The 17,595-nt window shown below is 71.7% G+C and carries 6 protein-coding genes and 1 pseudogene; all 7 read right to left on the bottom strand.

Annotated elements, in window-relative coordinates:
• Positions 1-2,460 (bottom strand): condensation domain-containing protein, encoded by a 2,460-nt coding sequence (locus ACH4XV_RS30170; RefSeq protein ID WP_395795252.1) that lies wholly within the window; start codon positions 2,458-2,460, stop codon positions 1-3.
• Position 2,461: 1 nt separating this feature from the next.
• Entirely contained in the window at positions 2,462-2,764 is a 303-nt protein-coding gene (locus ACH4XV_RS30165) for a phosphopantetheine-binding protein (protein ID WP_395795618.1), read from the bottom strand.
• Between the two features lie 39 nt (positions 2,765-2,803).
• A pseudogene (locus ACH4XV_RS30160) lies at positions 2,804-4,294 on the bottom strand (amino acid adenylation domain-containing protein); the annotation flags it as partial.
• A 26-nt stretch (positions 4,295-4,320) separates the two neighbouring features.
• Positions 4,321-6,180: an asparagine synthase (glutamine-hydrolyzing) gene (gene asnB / locus ACH4XV_RS30155; protein ID WP_395795250.1), complete on the bottom strand. Its 1,860-nt coding sequence runs from the start codon at positions 6,178-6,180 to the stop codon at positions 4,321-4,323.
• Position 6,181: 1 nt separating this feature from the next.
• The gene (locus ACH4XV_RS30150; protein ID WP_395795248.1) at positions 6,182-10,063 is read right to left on the bottom strand and encodes an amino acid adenylation domain-containing protein; all 3,882 of its coding nucleotides are present in this window, start codon (positions 10,061-10,063) and stop codon (positions 6,182-6,184) included.
• A 34-nt stretch (positions 10,064-10,097) separates the two neighbouring features.
• A complete protein-coding gene (locus ACH4XV_RS30145) occupies positions 10,098-16,517 on the bottom strand; it encodes an amino acid adenylation domain-containing protein (protein WP_395795246.1) in 6,420 nt (2,139 codons plus the stop codon).
• A 50-nt stretch (positions 16,518-16,567) separates the two neighbouring features.
• Positions 16,568-17,593: an amidinotransferase gene (locus ACH4XV_RS30140; RefSeq protein WP_395795244.1), complete on the bottom strand. Its 1,026-nt coding sequence runs from the start codon at positions 17,591-17,593 to the stop codon at positions 16,568-16,570.
• Between the last annotated feature and the right edge of the window lie 2 nt (positions 17,594-17,595).

Here is a 17,595-nt window from a genome sequence, read left to right as displayed (position 1 = left end):
TCAGCCGGCCTGCTCCCCGATCAGCCGCCGCGCCACGCGCTCGGGGATGTGGGCCGCCGCCAGCCGCGTGCCCACGGAGGCGGGACACCACCAGGTGAGCACAAGCTCGCCGGCGTCGACGACACCGGTGATCGTCGCATCGGTGTCGCCCGGGTGCCCCGGCCCGGCGAAGTCCCGCCACACCGTGTCGCGCAGCGTCCAGGCCACCCCCGACGGAAGCAGCGCGGCGGCCGGATCGCCGAAGTGTTCGTAGCGCACCCGAGCCGGCTCGGCCGCTCCCGCGGCCCGTACGACGCTCGCTCCCCGCGCGAGCGGGGTCACCACCCAGCGGTCCGCTTCGGCCAGCGGACCGATCACCCGTGCCGCGGGCCTGCGCGTGGTGTGATCGAGGACGTCCGCGACCAGTCGCCCGCCGCCGAACTCCTCGACCAGCACATGCGCGATCGCGGCGGCGACGTCGCGGGCCGTCGCCGCGCGCACCGGGCAGCGCGCTTCGAGCGGCTCCTCGGCGATCGGCTCGGGTGCGGGCGAACCCGGGAGGACACAGCCCGCCCCGGCGACCTCCGGGCCCGCCTCGCCCTCGACGCCGGCGGGCTCGGCCGGGTGGTCCAGGAACGACGCGGCAGGCGGCAACCGGACGTCCGAGCCCGCCTGGAGCTGTCCCAGCCCCAAGGCCAGGTCCGCCAACAGCACCCGCCAGGACTCGACATCCGCGGCCAGTTCGTGCACCACGATCAACAGACCCGCCGGCCGGGTGCCCCGGTCGACCACCGCGGCCCGCAGCAGCGGACCCCGATCGACGTGCAGCCGGGCCCGCATCCGGTCGGTGAGCCGACGCAACACCTGCCCCTGCGCGCCCGGGTCCTGGCCGGTGAGGTCCACCCGCGAGACGTGGACCGCACCGCCGAGGCCGCCCCGGGACTGCCGCCAGCCCTGATCCCCGTGGTCGAACCGCAGCCGCAACGCCTCGTGGTGCAACAGCAGTTGCAGCCACACCCGCTTCAGGTCGGTGACCGGGAAACCGGACTCCGAGGTCAGGAACAGGGCTCGGGCCCGGTGCGCCGCCCGGGCCGGATCCCGATCGAGAATCCGACGCTGTACCGGACGAACCGCGACCGAGCGATCGGAATCGGCGTCCGCGCTGACGCCCCCGCCCCTCGAGCCCGGGGCCTTCGGGCGGTGCATCCCGCGCAGAGCCCACTGATCCACGGCGCCCGCGACCCTGGGGATCTGCGCCACCCGCACCCACTGCGCCGGTACCAGCGCGGGCGGCAGGGCATCGGCCACCGCGGCCGCGAGCCGGTCGTCCGACGCGCTTGGGTCGGCGACGTAGTAGACCGCCAGCCGGGCGCCCGTCCGGTCGGCGTCGGCCGGGTCCGGATAGCCGATCCTGGCCAGCATCCGTTTCACCTGCGCGGTCTCCACCGGGGCGCGCAGCTCCGCGTCCGCCTCGGCGACGTCCAGATGCCCGAGCCGTACCTCCCAGCGGGTCGGCGCCTCGTAGTTGTGGAAACCGCGCTCCGCGGCGTGAACGTAGGTGCCCACATCGTTGATCATGCAGTTCGAGCTGCAGAACCCGGTATCGGTGGGTTGCGCCCACAACGACGAGCGCTCGCGCAGGAAGGTTCGCACGTCCTCCTTCGTCACCGCCGAGTAGCGGAAGTAGTCGACGACCTGGACCGCGTTCACCGCGGCGGCGTCGACCGTGCCCGCGGCCCGGTGGTACACCTCCCGGCCCAGCCGCAGCTTCTCCTCGATCTCGGCCACGTCGAAGATGCCCCGCTCGTGGAACCAGGACAGCCGCTCGTCCATGATCTGGCCGCGGGAGAGCCCTGTGACCACCGTGGGGATGTCGCGCCGGTGCGCGAGTTCGGTGCTCAGGTCCAGGAGGGAGCGGAAGCAGCCGTTGCACACGCTCTTGTGCTCCTGGAGCGAGTTCAGGAAGATCCGCTTCTGGTCGGCGTGGGTGGCGGTGACGTGTTCGATGCCCAGTTCGGCGGTGACGGTCTCGACGTTGCGCAGCGCGGTCCGCGAGATGAACCCGTTGTCGAAGGTGAAGGTCATCACCCGCAGACCCAGTTCGACGAGCTGGTAGAGCACATACGTGCTGTCCTTGCCGCCACTGAACAGCAGCAGGCAGTCGTAGTCCGATCCGCGCCCCCGCGCGGCCTCGCGCAGCCGCGGCGCCAACTCCCGCGGGTCACGGAAGTAGGCGTGCATCGCCGATCGATGGGCGGCGTAGCGCGCGCACAGCGAACAGACCCCGTCCGGGTCGAAGCGCAGTCCCGGGTACGCCGCGCTGATCCCGCACCGGACACAGGCGCGGGCGCCGGCCGCCGCGGGGTCGGCCTCGTTGAACACGACGGCGCAGTCGAGGACGCCGTCCTGGTCCAACACGGCCGTCCGCACCCGGCGTTCGACGGAATCGGCCTGCTCGGCGTCCAGTGGCTGGTCGGTCATGTCAGCTCCCGAAGAGGTCGTCGTCGGCGTCGTCGTCGGCGAGCAGCAAGCGCTCGACCAGGTTCGACAGGCCCTCGATCGTCTGGTTCGCCAGGAAGTCCGCCAGCGGGACGGACACCCCGAACTCCTCGGTGAGTCGCGCCAGTACCGAGATCACGGCCAGCGAGGTGCCGACGTCGAAGAACCGGGTGCGTATGTCGTCGACCGGGGCCGGCAGCGTACGCGCCCAGATCCCGGCGATCGTGCGTTCGGTGGCGGTGCGCGGAGCGACGGCGTCCGGGTCGGGTCGGGCGGGGGGCCGCACGGGCACGGTGAGCGCCTTGCGGTCGATCTTGCCGCTGATGGTGCGCGGGATGAGCTCCAGCGGCACGATCACCGCCGGGATCGCGCCGTCCGGCAGGTGCTCGCGCAGATGTTCGCTCAGCCGGGAGCGAAGCTCCTCGGGTTCCGTTCCGGAGCCGGTCTCGACGAACGCGCACAGGTACGGCGGGGCGTCGTCCGGCTCGACCGACACGACCGCCGCCTCGGCGACCGACGGGTCCTCACGCAGGAGTTGCTCCACCCCGTCCAGCTCCACCCGCACGCCGCCGACCTTGACCTGTCGGTCCCTGCGGCCGAGGAAGTCGAGCGTGCCGTCGGGCAGCAGGCGGGCGAAGTCCCCGGTCCGGTAGACGACTTCGTCGTCGCCGGGCCGGGTGGGGTCGGCGATGAAGGCGCGTTCGGTCTCCTGCGGCCTGCGGTGATACCCGAGGCTGCGGTAGGCCGTACGCAGGTATATCTCGCCGACCCGCCCCGGCGGTACCTCCCGGCCGCGTTCGTCGAGCAGCAGGACGACGGTGTCGGGCATCGGGCGCCCGATCGGGACGGACCTGCCCCGGGCATCGGCGGCGGTGACGAAGTGGAAGGTCTTCGTCATGGTGGTTTCCGAGGGCCCGTAGAGGTTCAGCAGCCGGATCCGCTCGCCGAAGCGGTCGAACCAGCCGGCGGCGTCGGCGGGCAGCACGCGCTCGCCGGACAGGGCCACGCACTTCAGCGCCTCGAACCCCGGCCGGACCGCGTCGATCGCGCCCGCCAGGGCGCGAAGGACCGAGGGCACGCAGTGGATCAGATCGATCCGTTCCCGGTCCAGCCACCGGCACAGGGCGACCGGGTCGAGCCGGACGTCGTCGGGCGGCACGCATACCGTCGCGCCCACGCTCAACGGCAGGAGCAGGTCGCGCAGCACGGCGTCGAACGCGGGCGAGATCAGCTGGCCCACCCGCCACTGGGGACCGGCGCCGAGCAGCTCCGCCTCCCAGCGGATGTAGTGGTCCACCGCGCTCAGCCGGCCGAGAATCCCCTTGGGCCGGCCGGTGGAGCCGGAGGTGAAGAACAGGTAGCAGGGATCGTTTGGCGCCGGCACGTGGGGCGGGTAGTCGTTCCCGGGTCGGTCCTTGACCGTGCCGAGATCGACCAGGCCGGCCCGGTCGCACGTGTCGCGCACGTCCTCCGCGAGATCGCCGTCGTCGGCGCCGACGACCAGGAGATCAGGGTCCGCCTCGCGCAGCATTCAGCCCAGCCGATCCGGCCGGGTGCCCACGTCGAAGGGGACCACCACACCGCCCAGCCGCAGGACGGCGAGCAGGGCCGCGGTCAGCTCGGCCCGATCGCCGGCGAGGACCGCGACAACGGAGCCGGCCCGGGCTCCGCACCGGTACAGCTCGGCCGCGACGGCGTCCACGCGTTGATCCAGTTCGCGATAGCGCAGCGAGCCGTGCGCGGTCTGTACGGCGACTCGGTCGGGGAAGCGGTCGATCGCGCGGGCGACAAGCGACTGGATCGGTTCGAACGCCATTGCGGTTTCCTTTGCTCGACCCGCGTTCACACGTGACCGGGAAGGTTGAAGGTGTCCAGCAGAATTCCGAACGTCAGGACGACGAGCAACAGATCGTCGTCCAGGTGCGGATGCAGGTCGAAGCCCGCGTCCAGGCTGCGCGAGCGCAACTGCTCCACGACCGCCGGATCGAAGTAGCCCTGCCGGGCGATGCGCGCCGGGGACAGCAGGTCGTCGACCCATTCGACGTTGCGCCGCAGCAGCCGAGGGCTCGCGGGCGCGCGGAACCCGTACTTCTCCCGGCGGATGATCTCCGGCGGCACCAGTGCCTCCGCGGCCTGTTTCAACACGAGCTTCTCGCCCCGCGCGCCCACCTTGAGCCGGTTGGGAACCTGCGTGGCGAAATCGAGCACGTCGCGGTCGAGGAACGGGTAGCGGGCCTCCACGGAATTGGCCAGGGCCATCCGGTCCCCGTGGTCGGTCAACAGGTGGTCCGACAGCCGCAGGGTGAAGTCCAGATAGGAGCGCTGACTGAGCCGCGGCCTGCCCACCAGGCGCTCGTGGTCGACGACCGGGTGGCGCAGACAGTCGAACTCCTCGAAGGCGGCCCTGGCCTGCTCGGAGTAGAGCTCGAACTTCGCGTCCCGCCACGCGTGGTAGCGGCGCTCGTAGAAGAGCTCCGGGTCGCCCCACAGCCGGGCGCGAAGGTCGTCCTCGAAGGCGTCCTCCAACGGGTCGCCCGACACCACCGGGCCGCGCCCACCCGCGTCGAACCGGTACCCGGGATACCCGCCGAAGAGTTCGTCGGCCCCCTCGCCGGTCAGGATCGCCTTGACGCCGTGTTCTCGCGCGAGCGCCGACAGGACCAGCGAGCAGGTGTTGTAGGTCTCCTTCACCGGGCACTCGGCATGGCGCACCATGCGCTGGAGTTCGGCGACGGTGTCCTGCTCCGTGAAGACCGCCTCGTGGTGCACGGACCCCACCTTGGTCGCCATCAGGCGCTGATACCCGGACTCGTCGATGGCCGCGTCGGGGAAGGTGATGGAGAAGGAGTGGGCGGGGGGCCCCGATTGCGACGCCAGCGCGCCGATCAGCGAGGAGTCCAGGCCGCCGCTGAGATAGAAACCGACCTCGACGTCGGCCCGCATCCGGAGCCGAACGGCCCGGGTGAGCAGTTCACGCAGGTGTTCCGGGTAGAACTCGTCGGGCCGGTGCGCTACGTCGTCGCGGGGGTAGTCCAGGGCCCAGTAGCACCGGTCGGTGACGACACCGTCCCGCACGATCAGGTAGTGGCCGTTGCGCACGCTCTCGATGCCGCGGAACATGGTGCGCGGACTCACCAGCCCGGGGAAGGTGAGGACCTGGTCCAGACCGGTGAGGTCCACATCGCGCGGTACGCCGGGGTGTTCCAGGATCGCCTTGATCTCCGATCCGAAGACGAAGTGCCCGCCGGTGTCCGTGTAGTACAGGGGAGCGATCCCGGCGTGGTCGCGCGCGAGGAAGAGCTGTCGCCTGCGCCGGTCGTGGATCGCGAACGCGAACTGGCCGTTGAGTCGCGCCAACAGCTCGGGCCCCTCGTCCTCGTAGAGGTGCAGGATCACCTCGACGTCGCAGGACGACCCGAATCGGTGGCCCCGGGCGAGCAACAGGGCGCGCAGCTCGACATGGTTGAAGATCTCGCCGTTGCACACCATCGTGACGCTGCCGTCCTCGTTGGACATCGGCTGCCCGCCGCCTGCGAGGTCGACCAGACTCAGCCGGCGGCAGGCCAGCGCCACGCCGTCCTGGATCAGGGCGCCCGCCGCGTCCGGGCCGCGGTGCGTCAACGTATCGCTCATCCGCTCCAGTACCTCGGCCGTCGTCGGTCGAGCGTTGTGCAGGACCATGGACCCGGTGATGCCGCACATGTCAGATCCGCTCCTTGATCGCCGGCGACAGGGGCATCGTCGATCGCAACGCCCGGGCGAGGACCGGTCCGATCACGCGCAGCGCCGCGGGGCGCATCATCCGCAGGTGCTCGCTGTCCACCGGCACCACCGCGATGTCCCCGCCGATGCAGGACCGCCACCGCTGCCCGGCCCGCGTTCCTCGGCCGCCGGGCGCGGCCTCGAAGAGCAGCAGCGAGCCGTCGAAGAACTCCGGGACGATCCCCGGATCCCGCAGGAGGCGGATGTTGTTGGCGGTGGCCCGCAGCAGCGCGGCCACCGACTCCTCGTCCAGGGCCGCCATCGCCTCCCCACCGTCGAAGGCCACCAGCCGGACGTCGGAGGGCTTTTCGGTGTCGCGATCGGTATCGACGCCCGCCGGCCAGGCGTCGATGGCGGCGAGCAGAGCGACCGCATGCCCCGCTGCGCGCAGTCGGACCGCGACGGCATGGGCCGCGGCTCCGCCGAAGGACCAACCGGCAAGCAGATACGGCCCGTTCGGTTGGATGTCGACGATCCGCGCGCAGTAGTCCCGGACGAGCTCGGGGAAACTGCCGGCCAGGGCGGTGGAGCCGTCGAGGCCGCGCGCCTGGAGGGCGTACACCGGGTGTCGAGCCGGAATGTACGGCAGCAGGCCCGCGTAACTCCAGCCCAGGCCACTCCCCGGATGGATGCACCACAGCGGCCGACCCGTTCCGCCGCGTAGGCGGATCAGCGGGCCGAGCAGGTCCGCCGTCGCGGGCCGGTCCCGGAGCAGCTGCGCCACGGTGGGTCGCACGAATACCTGCTTCAGGGTCAGTTCCAGCCCCAGGGCCTCCTTGGCCCGGGCGAGCAATCGCGGCATGAGCAGCGAGTGGCCGCCCAACTCGAAGAATCCGTCGTCGATGCCGACCGTGTCGACGCCGATCACCTCGGCGAACACCTGGCACAGCGACGCCTCCGCCGGGGTGCGCGGCGCTCGCCGGTCACCGACCGGTGCGTCGGTCTGCGGCGGCGGAAGAGCGGCGCGGTCGAGCTTGCCGTGTGGCGTGAGCGGCAGTTGGGCAAGGACCACGACGGCCGAGGGGATCATCGGCGCGGGCAGTGCGTCGGCGAGGGCCGCCCGGACGGCTGCCGGGCTCACGCTCGCCACCGGACCGGTCGGGACGACATACCCGATCAGGCGTCTGTCGTCGGAAGAACGCTCGTGGACCACGACCGCGCACCGGGAGATCCCGGGCAGGGCCAGCAGCGCGGCCTCCACTTCGCCCGGCTCGATGCGGTGGCCGCGCAATTTGATCTGATGGTCCGCCCGCCCGACGTATTCGAGTTCGCCGTCGGAGCGCAGGCGGACCAGGTCACCGGTGCGATACATCCGGGTACCGGCCCGGCCGAACGGATCCGCCACGAAACGCTCGGCCGTCAGCGTGAACCGGCCCAGATAGCCTCGCGCGAGGGCCGGACCCGCCACGTACAGTTCGCCCGCGACGCCGCTCGGCACCGGGCGCAGCCGCTCGTCCAGGACGTACATGCCCAGGCCGTCGTGGGGGCGGCCGATGGGAACCGGTCCGGGCGGTGTGGGCTCGCCCGGGTCGAGCCGGAACCGGGCACAGTCCACGGTCGCCTCGGTGGGGCCGTAGAGGTTGTGGACCACGACGTCCGGGTGTTGCTCCCGCCACCCGGCCAGCGACTCCCCGCGCAACGCCTCACCGCCGATCAGCAGGCATCGGGTCGGCGACGGATCCACCGGCATCGCCGCCATCAGGTCGAGATGGCTCGGCGTGACGTCCAAGAGGGAATGGCGGAGCGGGCCGGTGTGGGACCCGGCCAACTCGTCCAACCGCGCGTGCCCGCCGCTCACCAGCGGGGTGTACAGGGCGGTCACCGTCAGGTCGAAGGACAGCGAGGTATGGACCAGGCTCGACCCGGCCGCGCCCGGATACGCCGCCCGTGCCTGTTCCAGATAGGCGGCCAGGGAACGGTGTTCCACCACCACCCCTTTGGGGCGGCCGGTGGAACCGGAGGTGTAGATCACATAGGCGGCGTTCGCCTCGTGCGGCACATCGGCCCGCGCACTGCGGGTCGGTCCCGTTTCCCGCGGCATGTCCGCCGCCTCGTGCTGCCAGGCGGCGATGTCCAGAACGGGGACGGCGCCCGCCCCGGCGGGGCCGGCCGTGCTCCCCGTGGTGACGAGCAGCGCGGGCGCCGAGTCCGTGAGCATGAAGGCGATCCGGGCGGCCGGGTAATCCGGATCCACGGGCAGGTACGCGGCGCCGGCCTTGAGCACGCCGAGCATGGCGACGACCGCGTCGATGGAGCGGGGCAGCAGCAGCGCCACGATGTCCTCGGCGCCGATACCCCGGCCGGTCAGCCATCGGGCCAGCCGGTCGGCCCGCGCGTTCAGTTCCCGGTAGGTCGTGCGTGCCTGTCCGGCAATCAGTGCCGTCGCCTCCGGAGTACGCGCCACCTGCGCCTCGAAGAGCCCGGGGAGCAACTGCTCCCGGGTTCGAGCCGGGGCCGGGCGGCACGCGCCGAGGAGGGCGCCGCGCTCACCGGGCCGGAGAATCTCCACGTCGCCGATGGAGCGGTCCGGGTCCGCGGCCATGGCCGCGAGCACCGACTCCAGCCGTTCGACCATGTGTTCGGCGGTGATCGAGTCGAACAGATCGCGGGCGAACTCCAGGCCGCCTTCCAGGCCGTCGGGGCTGCCGTCGTCGGTCTGTCGCTCCCGGAGATGGAGCGACAGGTCGACTTTCGAGTCCGGGTTGTCGATCTCTTCCTCGGTGGCCGGCAGGCCCGGGAGGTAGGGGAGGTTCGTGGTGCGGTCCTCCAGGACGAGCATGACCTGGAACAGCGGGTTCCACGCCGCCGAACGGGAGGGGGCGAGCACGTCGACGAGCCGTTCGAACGGCACGTCCTGATGTGCGTACGCCGCCAGGTCCGTCTCCCGTACCCGGGCCAGGAGTTGCCGGAAGGACGGATTACCGCCGGTGTCGGTGCGCAGCACCAGCGTGTTGACGCACATCCCCACCAGATCGTCCATCGCCTCGTCGGACCGGCCGGCGACGGCCGAGCCGATGGGGATGTCGGTGCCGGCGCCCAGCCGGGTCAACAGGGCGGCGAGCCCGGCCTGCAACACCATGAAGAGACTGACCCGCTCCTTTTTGGCCAGCTCGATCAGGGCCAGGTGCGTTCGCGGTGCGATCAGCATCGGGATCGTCTCGCCGCGATGGGAGGCCGCGGCCGGCCGCGGCCGGTCCACGGGCAGCGACAGATTCTCCGGGATGCCGGCCAAGGCGCCGCGCCAGTAGGCCAGTTGCTCGCTGATCAGACTGTTCGGATCAGCCTCGTCGCCGAGCAGTTCACGCTGCCACAGGGTGTAGTCGATGTACTGGACAGGCAGCGGATCCCAGCCCGGCGCCCGCCCCGCGCACCGCGCCCCATAGGCGGTCGCCAGGTCGCGCAGGAGTGGTTCTCGTGACCAGCCGTCCGCCGCTATGTGGTGCAGGAGGATCAGCAGGACGTGCTCGTCCGGTCCGAGCGAGAACAGGGTGAACCGCACGGGCGCTTCGGTGGTGAGGTCGAAGACGTGCGCTCCCGCGGCTCGAAGGACCGCGGGCAGTTCCGGCGGCCGAATTCGTTCGACCGCCAGGACGGGCCAGGCCGCGGAGTCCTCCAGGACCACCTGGCGGGGGGTGCCGTCGGACTCGGGAAAGACCGTGCGCAGGCTCTCGTGTCTGGCCAGGACATCGGTGAACGCGGCCCGCAGCGCCGCCACGTCCGGCTCCCCGACGAGTCGGTACACCAACGGGATGCGGTAGCCCGTCCCGTCGTCCAGCTTGTTGAGGAACCAGATCCGGTGTTGCGCGTACGACAGCGGAATCATCAGCGGTACCCCAGGTGGGTGCGGTCCGAGTGGATCACGAGCCGTCGCTCCGTGCTTCGGCCGCGGGCCCCGGGCGGGGCATCCGCCGCAACGCCGGCCGGCGCGAACGTTTCGTGCCCTTGATCCGGGCGGCCAGCGCCGCCGGCGTCGGGGCCTCGAACACCGCGCCCACCTCGACGTCGACGCCCAGCACGGTCCTGATCCGGCTCGTCAGTCGGGTGGCCAGGAGCGAATGACCGCCGAAGTCGAAGAAGGAGTCGTCCGGTCCGACCCGCTCCAGTCGCAGTACGTCCGCGAACAGCGCACACAGGGCCTCCTCTTCCGGCGTAGCCGGTGCCCGGGTCGAGGCGAACTGCGCGAAGTCCGGGGCGGGCAGCGCCCGGCGATGGACCTTGCCGCTCACGGTCAGTGGCAGGTCGGCCAGGATCAGCACCGCGGTGGGCACCAGGAAGTCCGGCACCGACTCGGCCACGAAGCGGCGCAGCGCGACCGGGTCCGGACGGGTGCCCGCGGCCGGCACGACGTAGGCGACCAGCCGCTTCTCTCCCGCCTGGTCCTCGCGCACGACGACCGCGACCCGGTCGACGTCCGGGTGCCGGGCGAGCACCACCTCCACCTCTCCGGGCTCGATCCGAAACCCGCGCACCTTGACCTGATCGTCGACGCGGCCCACATAGTCCAACCGGCCGTCGCCGGACCAGCGCACCAGATCGCCGGTGCGGTACATGCGCTCGCCGGGGCCGTCGAAGGGGTTCGGCACGAACCGGTCGGCGGTCAGGCCGGGACGATTCCAGTAGCCGCGGGCCAGGGCCGCGCCGGCGATGTACAACTCACCGGTCACCCCCGGCGGAACCGGCCGCAGGGTCCGATCCAGCACGTACATCCGGGCGTTCCAGATCGGCGTGCCCAACGGCGCGGTCGAGGACTGCCAGTGCGTCAGGTCCGCCGGCAGCGAGAAGGCGGTCACCAGATGCGTCTCGGTGGGGCCGTAGAGATTGTGCAGCCGCACCTTCGGCCGCGCGGACAGGAACTCCCGGACCCCGGGGGTCAGTCGCAGCACCTCGCCGCCCTGTCCGATGTCGCGCAGTGCCGGCAGCGCCAACCCCTGGGCCAGGGCCGCCTCGCACACCGCCTCCACCATCACGTTCGGCGCGCAGAACTGCTCCACCTCGTGCTTGTCCAGCCATCTGGTGAACGCCGCCGGGTCGCGCCGGACCTCGTCGTCGGGGACGACCAGGTGCCTGCCGGAGGTGAGGGTCTCGATGATCTCCCAGGCCGAGACGTCGAAGCTGATCGCCGCGAACTGCGCCACCGGGCCGCCGATGCCCGTCCGCTCCCGCCGGACCCACCGGGCGTGCGCCTGCACCAGGTTCACCATCGCGCCCGTACCCATGGTGACGCCCTTGGGCCTGCCGGTCGAGCCGGACGTGTGGATCACATACGCCGGGTGCAGCGCCGACAACGGCCCGGTCCGTTCGTCGTCGCGCAGGTCGTCGGCCGACTCGGCGGCCGCCGCGGCGCCGGTCCGCGGCTCGTCCAGGAGCAGGCGCGGGACACCGGGCGGCAGTTCCGCACTCGTGCGCACGGTGGTCAGCAGCAGGGCCGGCCGGACGTCGTCGAGGAGGAAGGCGATCCGCTCGGGCGGATACTGCGGATCCAGCGGCAGGTACGCCGCACCCGCCTTGAGCACCGCCCACACCGCCGCCACCAGGTCGAGTGAGCGCGGCACGGCCAGGGCGACCACGGATTCGGGCCCCACCCCGGCGGCCACCAACAGCCTCGCCAGCCGGTTCACCCGGGCGTTGAACTCGCGGTACGTCATGCTCCCGTCGGGCGCGGTGACCGCCGTGCGCTCGGGGCCCTGCGCGACCCGGGACTCGAACAGGGCCGGCAGCGTGGTCTCGACGACCGGGTGATCCGTGTCGTTCCAGTCCCGCACCACCCGCTCGCGCTCGCCGGGCGCCCACAGTTCGAACGCGCCGATCCGGCGCGTGGGCTCGCTCACCACCTGCGCGAGCAGGCGCCGCAGCCGGTCCGCGATGGACAACGCCGTGCTCCGGTCGAACAGGTCGGTGCCGAAGAGCAGGGCGCCGCTCAGTCCGGTGGGGCCCTGCGACCCGGCGGACTCGTCGTCGAACTCCACCACCAGGTCGAACGGTGACATACCGGTCCATACCGACTCGGGGTGCACCTCGATGCCGGGCAGCACCAGTTCGCCCGGGCGGGTGTTGCGCAGCACGAGCGCCACCTGGAACAGGGGATGCCGGGCCAGGGAACGCTCCACCGCCAGGTCGCCGACCAGCAGTTCGAAGGGGACGTCCTGGTGGGCATAGGCGTCCAGGCAGGTTTCCCGCACCCGGGCGAGCAACTCGGTGAAGGTCGGATCTCCCGACAGGTCCGTACGCACCACGAGGGTGTTGGTGAAGAACCCCACCAGTTCCTCCAGCGCGTCGTCCAGGCGTCCGGCCACCGGCGCACCGATGGGGACGTCGTCGCCGGCTCCGAGCTTGGACAGCAGCACGGCCAGCACGGCCTGGAGCACCATGAACGTGCTCGCGTCGTGCGCCCGGGCCAGGTTCACCAGCCCCAGGTGCACGTGCGCCGGGATCTCCAGCGGAACCGAGTCGCCCGCGTAGGAGGGCAGGGCGGGCCTGGGCCGGTCCGACGGGAGACTGATCTCCTGCGGCAGCTCGGCCAGGGCCCGCCGCCAGTAGGCCAGTTGTTCGGCGTGGACACTGTCCGGATCCGCCGCCGAGCCGAGCCGGTCCCGCTGCCACAGGGTGTAGTCGGCGTACTGGACCGGGAGCGGCGCCCAGCCGGGTTCCCGTCCGGCGGCGCGCTCGGTGTATGCCCGGCCCAGATCGGCCAACAGCGGACGCAACGACCAGGCGTCGCCGGCGATGTGGTGCATCACCAGCAACAGGACGTGTTCCCTGGGCGACAGGGCGACCAACCGCGCGCGCAGCGGGATCTCCGACTCCAGGTCGAACGCCCGCCGGGTGGCCCGGGCCAGGTCCTGTGCCAGGTCGGCCGGGTCGACCGGCACCACGGGCAGGTCGAGGTCGACCGAGTCGGCGGGGAGCACGCGCTGATACGGATGGCCGTCGTCGGCCGGGAACACGGTGCGCAGTACCTCGTGCCGGCCTACCAGGTCGCGCAGCGCGGCGCGCAGGACGGCGACGTCCAAGGCACCGAGCAGACGCAGCCCCATGCCCTCGTTGTACGTGGCGATCGGCCCCTGGAATTGTCGAAGGAACCACAGTCGGGACTGGGCGAACGACAGCGGGATCCGGTCGGGCCGCACCGCCGGGACCAGTGCGGGCCGGGCGGGGCCGGCCGTGCCGAGCCGGACGGCCAGCGCCGCGACGGTCGGTGCCTCGTACACGGTCCGAATACCCGTCTCCCGGCCCAGCACGGTCCGGATCCGGGTGAGCAGGCGCGTCGCCGACAGGGAGTGGCCGCCCAGCGCGAAGAAGCTGTCGTCGACGCCGATCGAGGTCAGGCCCAGCACCTCGGCGAAGATCGCGCACAGCGCCTTCTCCGCGGGTGTCCCGGGCTCGCGTCCGCCGCTCGGGGCCTGGCGGGAAGGTGCGGGCAGGGCGCGCTCGTCCACCTTCCCCGCGGTGGTCAACGGCAGCGCGTCCAGCACGACGAAGGCGGCGGGCACCATGTAGTCGGGCAGGAAGCCGGCCACCTGCGCACGGATCGCGGCGATGTCCGGCCGCGCTCCCGCCGCGGGCACCAGGTAGCCGACCAGGCGCTTGTCGGTGCCGGGGTCCTCGCGCACCACGGCGATCGCGGCGGCGACGCCGGCGCACCGGGCCAGGGCGGCCTGCACCTCGCCCGGCTCGATCCGGAAGCCGCGGATCTTGACCTGGTGGTCCGCCCGTCCGACGAAGTCCAGATCGCCGTCCCACGTCCAGCGCACCAGGTCCCCGGTACGGTACATCCGCGATCCGGGCGCACCGAAGGGGTTCGGGACGAAGCGCTCGGCGGTGAGGCCGGGGCGCCGCAGATAGCCCCGGGCCAGGCCGGGTCCGGCGACGTAGAGCTCGCCGACGGCGCCCGGGGGCAGCAGGTGCAGACCGGCGTCCAGCACGTACGCCGTGGCGTGGGTGACCGGTGGGCCGATCGGCGGCGATCGGCCGTCGGAGGGCGCGACACACAGTTTCTGCGCGGCGTCGACGGTGGTCTCGGTGGGTCCGTATCCGTTCCAGAACTCTCGTCCGTCCGCGGCCCACTGGTCCACGAGCGTTGCCGGCACGCGCTCGCCACCGGCGGATACCGTACGCAGCGCGGGCAGTTCGTCGGGCCGCAGCAGATGCATCAGGGCCGGGGACAGATGCGCGACGGTGACCCGGTGGGCGGCCATCAGCCGTTGCAGGGCTTCGGCGTCGAGCCGTTGGTCGTCGTCGGCCAGCACGATCTGTGCCCCGGCGGCCAGGGAGACCCACAGTTCGAGCATGGAACCGTCGAAGGTGAAGGCGTACGCCGCCAGGACACGGTCCTGCTCGCCCACGCCGTACGCCTGGACGGCGTGCGCCACGTACCGGGCGATCGACCGGTGTTCGATCACCACCCCCTTGGGACGTCCGGTCGACCCCGAGGTGTAGATCACGTACGCCGGATGAGCCGGGAGGAGGTCGGGGGCGGGTGCGTCGCGGGACTCGGCGAGGGGCGTCCGGTCGGCGGCGCCGGTGACCTCGTCCACCACCAGACACCGTGGCCCGGTCCAGCCGGGTGGAAGTCCCCGCGCCAGGTCCGCCGTCGTCACCACCAGAGCCGGTCGCGCGTCGTCGAGCATGTACGCGATGCGCTCCGGCGGGTACCCGGGATCGATCGGCACGTAGGCGCCGCCGGCGGTGAGCGTGGCCAGGAAGGCCACCACGCCCGCGGGGGAGCGGGGCAGCAGTACGGCCACGAACCGCTCGGGTCCGATGCTCCGCTCGGTGAGCACGCGGGCCAGCCGCCTCGCCCGGGCCCGGAGTTCGGCATACGTCAAGGAGGTTTCCCCGTACACCAGCGCGGTCCGCTCCGGGGTGCGCAGGACCTGCTCGGCGAGCAGCTCGGACAGGGTGCGCGGGGGGAGCGGTGCGGACGGCGGGTTCCACCGGGTCAGGAGCAGCCGTCGAACGGCGGCCGGCAGCACGTCGATTCGGCCCATCGGGGTGTTGCCCGGCGTGTCGAGGACGCGGTCGAGCGCTTCGTCGAGCAGGCGCGCGCAGCCCGCGTGCGTGCGCTCGTCGAACCGGTCGGGGTCGGTGTCGACGGCCAGTTGCAGGCTGCCGTCGCGCGAGATGTCCCACAGGTTCAGGGAGATCTCCTCGAAGGGACCGGTGGCGAGGTTGTGGGCGACGAAGGGCCGGCCGGCGAGGGTGACTCGGTAGTCGAACGGCATGACGTTCAGGGAGACCGCCCAGGGCACCTCCCCCGGGGCGAGGCCGAGGTCGTGGCGGATGTCCTCGTAGCGGTATCGCTGGTGGCGCATCGCCTCCAGGACCTGGACGACGCTTCGGTCGACCAGGTCCGCCAGGGTCGTCTCGGGACGCACCGACAGGCGGATGGGGACCACGTTGGCCACGACGCCGGGAATCGTCCGCTCGATGCCGGGGCCGCGGCCGGGTACGGCGAAGCCGATGACCACGTCCGTCTCGCCCGTGGCCCGCGCGGCGAACAGCGCGGTGGCCGCGACCGCGAGGCCGGCCAGGTTGGTTCCGAAGCCGCGGCAGGCGGACCGGAGTCGGTCGGCCGCCGCGGGGTCCAGGTTCCTCGTCTCGCGCCGGCGCGCGCGGGCCGGTCCCCGCACCGCCCCGCCGGCCAGGGACACCGGGCGGGGCCGGTCCGCCAGCAGGTCGAGCCAGTACCGCCGGTCCTCGTCGAACGCGGGGGAGGCGCGGTACGCCGCATCGGCGTCGACGAGGGCCTGCACGGACTCGAAGGGTTCGCCGTCGGCCGAGCCGCCCTCGAACAGGGCGGTGTAGAGCTCGGCTACGCGGGCGACCACCAGGGGAAAGCCGAATCCGTCGTTCACGATGTGGTGGCAGCCCTGGTACCAGTGGAAACGCCGATCGTGCAGCTTGAAGAGCGCGAACGTGACGAGCGGCCCGCGTTCGAGGTCGCGCGGGCGGGCCAGATCGGCGTTCATCCACTCCAGCGCGGACCGGTGCGGGTCCCGGTCCGCGCTCACGTCGACGACGTGCAGGCGATGTTCGAGGTCCGGGTCGACCTCCTGGCGGAGCCCGTCCTCGTCCTCGATGAATCTCAGCCGCAGGGTCTCCGCCTCGGACACGGTCTGCCGCAACGCCTCCTCGAACAGGCCGATGTCGAGGGTGCCGTCGATGTCGAGATACTCGCCCTCGTTGAGGATCGGGCTCTCGGGGTCGAATCGATGGGCGTACCACAGGCCCCGCTGCCCTGCCATGAGCTCGATACGTCCGGCGCTGCGGTCCGACATCTCACACTCCAGATCGAGACGACGCTTGGCGAGGTGCTCCCTGCGGTGGGTCAGCCGGGGTGGTCGAGATAGGAGTCGAGTCCGCCGCTGCGTCGCACGTCGAGGGTGGCGCAGTGGAAGGAGCCACCGAAACTGTTGAAGTTGCGGAAGCTGCACGGAATGGGGGTGAAGCCCCACTCCTTCATCGCGGAGATCATCGGTTCGTCGTCGCGTTCGACCACGACGCGGTTCTCGTCCAGCATCAGGACGTTCATGTTGATCCACTTGCTGGTCAGGTAGAGCGGGTGACTGTCGGGAATCACCGGCCGGGGGGCGCGCATCACGTCCCAGCCCTTGAAGATCGCGGGTACCCTCGAGACTCGCTCGGGGTGCACGAGCAGCTTCCCGGGAGCCAGCGGGGCCAGCGTGGCGTCGATGTGCATGGGGTGCGTGTCGTCGAACTCGAGGACGTGGATCCGGTATCGATCACCGAGATGGCGGCGCAGCCAGTCGATGCCGAACTCGTTCGTGACGTTGCTCTTCTGAGCGACGATGTCGCGCCCGAGCCGCAGGAAGTCGGCCGCGTCGAAGGTCGGCTCGAACTCGGTCACGATCAGCCGGGTCGGCATCCCCTCGGCCGGCTCGGTCCAGGTCAAGTCGTATTGTTCGTCGGTGAGTTCGGGCTTGGGTCCGGCGCTCCACCGGGCGCCGGACCGGAAGTACTCCTTCAGGAGCGGCCGGTAGGCGAGGGTTTCGTAGTACCGGGAGCGCCAGGCCATCGGGCACTCGATGACGTCCTCGCCCACCACCAGGAGGCAGTCGCGCGGCATGGCCGCGTACAGACCGGTGCTGGTCCAGTCGCGCGTGGCGTAGGGCGTGCGCTGCGCGACCGGCTCGGGGCGTCGGACCGTCACCCCCTCGGCTTCGAGGATGTGCACGAACTCGTCGAGTTCCTTGCGGGCCGCGGCGATCAACTCGGCGGGAAACGGTTGCCCGCCGCGGCGGCGGAAGGTCTCGTGCTGGTGCGCCGGAATGACCGGTTCCAGTGATGCGTGCCACGGGGGAAACGTGGCGTCGTCAACTATCCCGACAATCACTT

Source organism: Embleya sp. NPDC020630, from assembly GCF_044334985.1.
Taxonomy (GTDB): Bacteria; Actinomycetota; Actinomycetes; order Streptomycetales; family Streptomycetaceae; genus Embleya.
Note: the sequence above shows the minus strand (reverse complement) of the source record. Positions and strands in the feature narration are given on the sequence as shown.

What these genes read in the sequence shown, in the direction of transcription:
- ACH4XV_RS30145 (WP_395795246.1), bottom strand. Translation starts at nt 16,517, where the DNA reads ATGTCGGACCGCAGCGCCGGACGTATCGAGCTCATGGCAGGGCAGCGG.
- ACH4XV_RS30150 (WP_395795248.1), bottom strand. Translation starts at nt 10,063, where the DNA reads ATGATTCCGCTGTCGTACGCGCAACACCGGATCTGGTTCCTCAACAAG.
- ACH4XV_RS30170 (WP_395795252.1), bottom strand. Translation starts at nt 2,460, where the DNA reads ATGACCGACCAGCCACTGGACGCCGAGCAGGCCGATTCCGTCGAACGC.
- asnB (WP_395795250.1), bottom strand. Translation starts at nt 6,180, where the DNA reads ATGTGCGGCATCACCGGGTCCATGGTCCTGCACAACGCTCGACCGACG.